General features: G+C 65.9%; 7 protein-coding genes and 3 pseudogenes (1 of these 10 only partly in view). 7 read left to right on the plus strand and 3 right to left on the minus strand.

The window, feature by feature from the left end; translation table 11 throughout:
* Both prmC and NW75_RS26715 read left to right on the plus strand, forming a co-directional pair.
* Window positions 1-857, plus strand: an 857-nt coding sequence (gene prmC / locus NW75_RS15735) for a peptide chain release factor N(5)-glutamine methyltransferase (protein WP_052192454.1), incomplete at its 5' end; no start/stop codon positions are given.
* Window positions 858-1091: 234 nt separating this feature from the next.
* Window positions 1092-1283, plus strand: a pseudogene (locus NW75_RS26715) (DUF4167 domain-containing protein); the annotation flags it as partial.
* A 134-nt stretch (window positions 1284-1417) separates the two neighbouring features.
* Here the strand turns inward: NW75_RS26715 and NW75_RS26720 are convergent.
* A complete protein-coding gene (locus tag NW75_RS26720; RefSeq protein ID WP_231565249.1) occupies window positions 1418-1576 on the minus strand; it encodes a hypothetical protein in 159 nt (52 codons plus the stop codon).
* Window positions 1577-1816: 240 nt separating this feature from the next.
* On the opposite strand from NW75_RS26720, the gene NW75_RS26725 reads away from it, so the two are divergent.
* The 4 genes and pseudogenes from NW75_RS26725 (at window position 1817) to NW75_RS15755 (ending at window position 5141) form a co-directional block, all read left to right on the plus strand.
* The gene (locus NW75_RS26725; protein WP_033966131.1) at window positions 1817-2113 is read left to right on the plus strand and encodes a hypothetical protein; all 297 of its coding nucleotides are present in this window, start codon (window positions 1817-1819) and stop codon (window positions 2111-2113) included.
* 91 nt (window positions 2114-2204) lie between these two features.
* A pseudogene (locus NW75_RS15750) lies at window positions 2205-3619 on the plus strand (DUF4139 domain-containing protein).
* A gap of 5 nt (window positions 3620-3624) precedes the next feature.
* Window positions 3625-3798, plus strand: coding sequence for a hypothetical protein (locus NW75_RS26730; protein WP_231565247.1), 174 nt, complete (start codon window positions 3625-3627; stop codon window positions 3796-3798).
* A 17-nt stretch (window positions 3799-3815) separates the two neighbouring features.
* Complete coding sequence (locus tag NW75_RS15755; protein ID WP_231565248.1) at window positions 3816-5141, plus strand: DUF4139 domain-containing protein; 1326 nt, start codon at window positions 3816-3818, stop codon at window positions 5139-5141.
* A gap of 147 nt (window positions 5142-5288) precedes the next feature.
* On the opposite strand, the gene NW75_RS15760 is transcribed toward NW75_RS15755, so the two are convergent.
* Window positions 5289-5564 carry a hypothetical protein gene (locus tag NW75_RS15760; protein WP_033966132.1) on the minus strand — a complete coding sequence of 92 codons (276 nt, stop codon included), beginning with the start codon at window positions 5562-5564 and terminating at the stop codon, window positions 5289-5291.
* Between the two features lie 78 nt (window positions 5565-5642).
* On the opposite strand from NW75_RS15760, the gene NW75_RS15765 reads away from it, so the two are divergent.
* Window positions 5643-6071, plus strand: a complete 429-nt coding sequence (locus NW75_RS15765) for a CBS domain-containing protein (protein ID WP_033966133.1) — start codon at window positions 5643-5645, stop codon at window positions 6069-6071.
* On the opposite strand, the pseudogene NW75_RS15770 reads toward NW75_RS15765, so the two are convergent.
* Window positions 6068-7500: pseudogene (locus NW75_RS15770) on the minus strand (lipopolysaccharide biosynthesis protein); it runs 60 nt beyond the window's last position. The gene NW75_RS15765 and the pseudogene NW75_RS15770 sit on opposite strands and share 4 nt — an antisense overlap.

Below are 7500 nucleotides of genomic sequence, written 5' to 3' on the forward strand. Positions count from 1 at the left end.
CCCCAAGCGGGAGGGGAGTTAGAGGCGCGCTCGCTTCGGCAACCACCGCGCTTACTCCTGTCTCGGCGACCCCGCGGCTCGATGCCGAATTGCTGATGGCGCACGCGTTGGGCATTTCGCGCGAAACGCTGTTGCTGCAGCGGCTCGATTCCCCCACGCCGCACAGCTTTGGCCCGCTGCTCGCGCGGCGGCTCGCGCATGAGCCGATCGCCTATATTACCGGCAGTCGTGCCTTCTGGACGATCGAGCTGGCGGTCGGCCCCGGCGTACTGGTGCCCCGCGCCGATAGCGAGACGCTGATCGAGGCGGCGGTCGATCATTTCGGCACGGCTGGCCCCAAGACCATTCTTGATCTGGGGACCGGACCCGGCACCTTGTTGCTGGCGGCGCTCGACCAATGGCCTGCGGCCACCGGATTGGGCGTCGATGCGTCGCCCGAGGCGCTGGCTTATGCCGAGCGCAACCGGCTTGCGCTTGGGCTGGCGGCCCGCGCAACCTTGCGGCGCGGCGATTGGGGCGAGGGCGTGACCGAGGTGTTCGACCTGATCTTTTCGAATCCGCCCTATATCGGCACGCAGGAGCACCTTCCGGCTGAGGTTCGCGACCATGAACCGGGCGCTGCCCTGTTCGCGGGCTCGGACGGGTTCGACGACTATCGCCGCATCGCCCCGCAACTACCCGGCTTGCTTGCGCCGGGTGGGGCCGCGATCCTTGAGATTGGGGCTACGCAGGCTTCCGCCGTCACTGCGCTGCTGGAAGCGCAGGGGTTTGCCGTGGCGCTGCGCCATGATCTCGGTGGGCGTCCGCGCGCGTTGATCGCAACGCACTCGTCCGAATTGGTCACGCGACGGTCATAATATTCCGCTTGGCGATTGGCTTTGCAGTCGCTATTGAACGGCGCAGGGGCTCGCGTTTTCATCGCAACTGGTTGAAAACGGGCTGTAGCCTGCATCCTTAGTCATGCAGTCGCTGTCGTCCGGCGACCGTGGCGGGCGCGCGTTGCCGATGGTCGGCGGCGGTGCCGGGGGCATTTGCATCCAGATTTGTTGGAGCACGGCCGGGTTGGTTTCCAAGCACAGGACAACAAGAACTTGATCAATAATCGTCAGGCCGGCCGCCGTCGCGGCCGTGGCGGGCAGCAGCAGCGCTCGTCGGGTGGCAATCCGGGTCGCCAGGATACCGGCAATCGCATCGACAATCGCGCGCGCGGCAATGCCGCCCAATTGCTCGAGAAGTATAAGACGCTTGCGCGCGACGCGCAGATGCAGGGTGACCGCGTCAACGTCGAATATTATCTGCAATTTGCCGATCATTACTTTCGTGTGCTGGCCGAGACCCGCGCGCGCTTCGAGGAAAATGGCGGCGCGCCGTCGACTCGCCGCATTCAGGGCGCGACCCTCGATGAAGACGAGCCCGATTATGAAGATGAGGCGAGCGCGTTCCGGAGCAGCCGCGCGGCGATCAGCAGCGTGGCGGCCAGAACGGCAACGGCCAGCAAAACGGGTATCGCCAGGACGGCAATCGTCAGGATGGGCGTCAGGACGGCAATCGCTCCTACAACCAGAATGGCGGCCATCAGCAAAACGGCAACCAGAACACCGCACCCCAAAACGGCGCATCCGAAGCGCGCGGCGCGGGCCAGGGTTATGACGACCGTGGCCGTGGCCGGGCAAATGGCAACGCCCAGGGCAGCGAAGGCGGTTATGAGCGGCAGACCGATGCTCCGCGCGAAGAACGCGGCGAACGCCGTCCACGCGGCGACCGCTACGAGCGTGAGGATCGCGTAGCGCGGACTCCCGAGGCGAGCGAAGAAGCGGTGTCGGTCGAAACGATCGTGCCCTTTGAAGGCGCACCCGCCGTCGAAGGCGTGGTCGCGGTCGAGGCGGTTGCAGCGGCACCGCGTCGCGGCCGTGGTCGTCCCCGGCGCGAGCCCGTTGCGGTTGCCGTCGTGGAAGATGCTGGCGAGGATAGCGGTTTCACCGCCGATCGCCTGCCGCCGTCGCTCAACCTCTCTGCAGTCGTCGAGCCTGACAGCGATGGCGAACTGATCGAGAAGCCGCGCCGCCGTCGCGGCCGCCCACCCGGCAGCACGACCAGCACGCCAAGCGAGTAATCCGCCGCTCCGTTTAGCGGGCCTGACTATGGGATTGTAACGCCGTTGTTATATCCATAGCCTAGGCCCGCGATAACGGGAGAGCGATGACATGCGCATGTGGCTGGCGACGACGATGCTCTGCTTGCCCGGCGTGGCGAACGCGCAAAGCGCTGCCCCCGACCCGGTCGCGAGCAGCGCGCAGGGGGACCTGTCGGTCACCATCTACAATAACGATCTGGCGCTGATCCAGGATACCCGCCAGCTCGCCCTGCCGCGCGGTCGATCGCGCCAGGAGTTCGCGGATGTCTCGGCGCAGATCCGCCCCGAGACGGTGACGCTCACCGCCGCCGGTGCCGGGATCATCGAGCAGAATTTCGATTACGACCTGCTGTCGCCCCAAACCTTGATGAACAAATCGGTTGGCCAAAGCGTGACGCTGGTGCGCACCAACCCCGCCACCGGTGCGGAAACGCGCGAGGCGGCGCGCGTGCTCGCGAATAACGGCGGCACCATCGTCCAGGTCGGCGACCGCATCGAGGTTCTCGATCGTAACACTGGTCGCGTGGTATTCCCCTCTCTCCCCGCCAATTTGCGCGCGCGGCCGACTTTGTCGGTGACGCTCGACAGCGCGAATGCGGCACGCGCCCGGCCACGCTCAACTATCTTTCGCGCGGGCTGGGGTGGAAGGCGGACTATGTCGCCTTGTTCGATGAGAAAGCCGGCAAGCTCGACGTGCAGGGCTGGATCACGCTGACCAACACCACCGGCACGACCTTCAATGCGGCCAAGACGCTGCTGGTCGCGGGCGCGGTCGGCACGGCGGATGGCGGCAATCGCCCGAGCTTTTACGGTGGTCGCGGCACGCCCGGCCCACGCGGCAACCAGCCCGGCACCGAGACGGCGCGCCGTGAGCAACTCGGCGATTTCTACCTCTATCCGCTCGCCGAGCGCACCACGATCGCCAATGCGCAGACCAAGCAGGTCAGCTTTCTCGACGTGGCAGGCGCGCCTGCCGCCAAGAGCTATTTCTATCGCAACCCCTGGCTGCAAAAGCTTGACGAGGCGGTCAGCGTCGACACGGTGTTGAAGTTCAGTTCGTCGCGCGAGGGCGGCCTCGGCGATGCGCTGCCCGCCGGCACGGTGCGCGTCTATATGCGCGATGCGCGCGGTGCGCCGCAATTCATCGGCGAAAGCGAAATCCCGCACACGCCGATGGGATCGAAGCTCGCGCTCAAGACCGGCGAAGCGTTCGACGTGAAAATCCTGCCGACGGTCGAAAAGCGCGAGCGGATTTCGGATGAGCGCTGGCGTACGACGATGCGCTACACCCTCACCAATGCGCGCGCGCAGGGCGTGACAGTCGAACTCGCCCAGGCCGGGCTCGAGCGCTGGTGGCACGACACGAAGATCACCGACGAGAGTCAGCCGAGTACGCGCGCCGATGCCGATGAGGCGGTGTGGCAAGTCGCCGTGCCCGCCAACGGAACGGCAAGCGTCACCGCGACCTTCGACACGCGGTTCTGAGCGCGGTGCGGCGCGTGCTGCGCTGGGGGATGGCACTGCTGGTCGGCGCGCTGGCGAGCGCGGCGCCCGCGCAGACTCTGTCGCCCGCGCCCGACCGCGTTGCCGTGACAATCTACCGCGCGCCCTGCGTGCGCCCGATCAGGCGATCGATCGCGCCTGGCTACAAGGCTATGCACTGATCACCGAGCAGCGCCGCGTGACCATCCCGGCGGGGCGGACGACGCTGCGCTTTGAAGGCGTGGCGGCGGGGATTTTGCCGGAAAGCGCGATCGTCACCGGCCTGCCGCAGGGCGTGCGCGAGAAGAATCTCGATGCCGATCTGCTCTCACCGCGCACCCTTTACGCGGGCAGCTTCGGCCGTCCGGTGACGATCCGGCGGACGATCGCCAAGCGCATCGTCGAGGAAGCGGCGATCGTCCGCTCGGGGCCGGACGGTGCCGCGATCCTGCAGACGCGCGACGGTTTCCTCGCGGCGGATTGCGGGCCATCCCAGGATGCGCTGGTCTATAACCGCGTGCCCCCTACGCTTGCTGCCAAGCCGACGCTGTCGGTTGAGCTAGATTCTCCAACTGCGGTGAGTGTCACCGTGACGCTCTCCTATCTCGCCTGGGGGTTTGACTGGCAGGCCAATTATGTCGCGACGTTGCGCCCCGACGGCCAAAGCGCGGATTTGCTGGCGTGGGTGACGCTCGCCAGCAGCGACACCACCAGCTTCGCCGATGCCGAGACGATGGTGGTCGCGGGTGCGGTCAAGCGCGAAGGTAGCGCGCCCAATCCGACTTGGAATGTCGCCGACGAATCGCTCACCTTCCGCTGTTTTGCGCAGCCGATCGTCCCAGCACCGGCGGCAGTGTTTGCGCCTCCGCCGCTGCCTGCACCCGCGCCGATGGCATTTGAGGCGGATATCGTCGTCACGGGCACGCGCTTGCGGCGCGCGATGGTCCAGCAGGAGGATCTCGGCGACCTGAAACTCTACCGCGTGCCCGATCGCACCACCGTCGCCGCGCTCGCGCAAAAGCAGGTCGCCTTGCTGGATCGCGCGGCGGTGCCGGTCAGCATCGTCTATGTCTCCACGGTCGATAGCGGCGGCGATGCCGACGCGCCGCGAATCACGCTGCGCCTGCGCAACCGCACCGATCAGGGGCTGGGCGTGCCGCTTCCGGCGGGGCCTGTCGCCTTATTCCAGCCGCGCGGCGACACCGCGCTGTTGATCGGGGAGGGCGCGATTGCCGATAAGGCAGTGGGCGAGGAGGTCGAAGCCGGTGTCGCCGATGCCACCCAAGTGACGATCGAAAGCGCGCATCCCGACAGCGGCAAGGATTGGGAGGCCTATCGCCTGACCGCGCGCAACGCCAACCCCTATCCCGTCCGCTTCGAAGCGCGCTTCGCCGGCGAGGATTTGCCCCGCATGTCGCGCATGACCGAGACGCTCACGCGCAAGGACGGCAAAGCGGTGTGGTCGGTGGAGATCCCCGCCAACGGCACGCGCAGCTTCGGCTATCGCATCAAGGATAGCGATTAGAGTTGGGTGATCTTTCACCAGTTCCGTTCGTTTCGAGCGAAGTCGAGAAACCTGGCACAGCGATTGCTACTGTTTCTCGACTTAGCTCGAAACGAACGGGGCGAAGTGAAATCATCGCGCTCAGGCGTCCGACGGTTGGCCCTCGGCTCAGTCCCGCCGATCGACCGACTCATCGTGACCCGAGCCCGAGCTGAGGAAGATCAGCCCCATCAGCACCGCACTCAGCATGATCGATCCGCCCGCGCCGCCGATCACCGCGAGGATCGCCACCCACCCCATTGGCCCATAAAAATGCTGCAGCACCACGATCGCCGCGACGATGAACACCGCTGCCAGCACCGCCATCCAGCCGAGGATGCAGCGAAAGCGCGCCCAGGCGAAGGCCGCATAAGCAGGATCATCGAGGCCGGAAGGAGTCGTCATTGCTTCCCATAGATCGCGAAACGTGAAATCCTCAAGCGCCTGAGAGACTCGGATGACGAGCGCAGTAGGAGAGAGCCGATGACGATCGCAGCAATCCTGGGCAATAAGGGCCGTGAAGTGATTTCGATCACCGCGCAGCACAGCGTCGGCGACGCGGTGGCGGTGCTGGCGACGCGCCGCGTCGGCGCGGTGCCGGTGATGGAGGGCAACAGCGTCGTCGGCATCTTTTCCGAACGCGACGTGATTCATGCGATCCACGCGCATGGCGCAGACGCGATGGCGCGCAGCGTCGGCGATACGATGACCGCACCGCCGATCACCGTGACCCCGTCCGAGGCGGTGATCGGTGCGCTGTCGCTGATGACACGGCGGCGGATCCGCCATTTGCCCGTGGTCGAGGGCGATACGGTGATCGGCTTCGTCTCGATCGGCGATTTGGTCAAATATCGCATCGACCGGATCGAGGCCGATGCCGAGGCGATGCGCAGTTATATTCAGTCGGCCTAGGCGGTTGCGAGCGGAGTGGGCTGTTTGCGCACCACCGCGATCATTTCGCGCACCACGCCGCGCGCGAACAGCGCGAGCCATCCGCCATAAGCGCCCGCGCCCACCGCCACCAATATGGCAAGGCGCGGGAAGGCTTGCATCGCGGGCAGAGCCTCGTCGACCAGCGTCACCACCAGTGCCATCGCCAGCGCGGCGAGCAACGCTGGCGCGATTGCGTCGGCGATGCGCGCGGCGAGGTGCCGATGACGGGCAGTGATCGCCACAGGCTGACGCCGAGATAGACCGGATAAGCGCAGATCCACGCCGTCGCCAGGCCGGTCGCCCCCCAACGCACGCCGATCACAAACGCGATCGTCAGCACCAGCGCGCCAACCGCACCATTGCGCACGCCGATCCCGGGCCGTCCACACGCGTCGCACGCTGGCTGCAACAACACCTGCAGCGTCATGAACGGCATGGCCAGCGCGAGCAAATGCACGACGGGCGCGGCTTCGCGCCATTTCTCGCCCAATACCGTCAGCACCAGCGGCTCGGCGGTCGCGGCAAGGCCGAAATAGAAGGGGAGCGCCGCGATCATGATGATTCGTACCGATCGCGCAAAGGCGGCGGCGACCAGCGCGCGATCATGCTGGATTCGCGCATAGGCCGAAAAGGCGACTTCGTTGAGCGGCGGCACGAATTTCGAGACGAACACCTGCGTGAGGAACAGGCTCTCGGTGTAGATGCCGAGCGTGTGCGGGGTGAAGTGGCGCCCGGCGATGAACACGTCGGCCTGGCTTTGGGCGAACCAGAAGAGCTGGCCAACCGCCATTACGCCGCCATATCGCGCGAGCTTGCCCGCTCCGCGAAAATCGAAGCTTGGCCATACCAGCGACTTGGCGACGATCGTCATGCCGATCGCTCGAACGCTGAAGAGAACCAACGGGGCGAGCACCAGCGTCCATACACCGAGCCCGGCCATCGCCCCGGCCAAGGCTGTGCTCGCGCTGGCGATCGATGCAAGAATATTGACCCGCGCCTGCAGCTTGAATTCGAGCGTGCGCGACAGCAGCGCATAGGGCAGCGCGATGAAGGGCGTCGTCAGATAGAGCAGCGCTTGTACCTGCAGCAGGTGCGCGACGATCGGCTGCCGATAATAAGCGGCGGCGGCGGGGGCGAGGAGGAAGACCTGCGCCGCCGCCAGTACGCCGTTGAGCAGCAGCAACATGCCGAACAGCTGGCGAATGTCGCGCGGCGTGATTTCGGCCTTCTGGATCAACCCGCTCGCCAGCCCATAGCCGTTGAGCATGTTGAGGAGGACCAGCACCACCCCTGTCATCGCAAACAGACCATAATCGTGCGGGTCTAGGATCCGAATCACGAGAAAGGTGGAAGCCCATTGCACGATCTGCGCGAGAATCTGGCTGCCCGACCGCCAGATCACGGCGCT

The sequence above is a fragment of the Sphingomonas sp. Ant H11 genome, assembly GCF_000797515.1.
Taxonomy (GTDB): Bacteria; Pseudomonadota; Alphaproteobacteria; order Sphingomonadales; family Sphingomonadaceae; genus Sphingomonas.